Annotated in this window: 1 pseudogene; it reads right to left on the reverse strand. The window is 31.3% G+C overall.

From position 1 onward, the window contains the following. A pseudogene (locus tag A7090_RS25420) lies at window positions 1–188 on the reverse strand (SUKH-4 family immunity protein); the annotation flags it as partial. Between the last annotated feature and the right edge of the window lie 122 nt (window positions 189–310).

Here is a 310-nt window from a genome sequence, read left to right on the forward strand (position 1 = left end):
ATATATCGCACCCCATCAAAATCAAAGTAATAGAACTCATCATGATAAAAATTTAATGCGTAATTATCATATGGAACCAAAAGTAATACCTTGCGTTTTAATTTAATTAATTTATCATCCTTATTATTTTTATCCAAAATAACCACTAGCGATTCATCAATACGGGTGTTAAATGGTTTGGTAATCATAATTTAATGTCCTTTAAATGCATTAAGAACTGATTGTAAGAGCATTTTCCCTCCCCTATTATACCCGTAATCATTGAAAGTGCTTGATTTTTCAGCAACAGGAGATCATGCTGCTCACCATG

This window comes from Escherichia sp. MOD1-EC7003 (assembly GCF_002965065.1).
Taxonomy (GTDB): domain Bacteria; phylum Pseudomonadota; class Gammaproteobacteria; order Enterobacterales; family Enterobacteriaceae; genus Escherichia.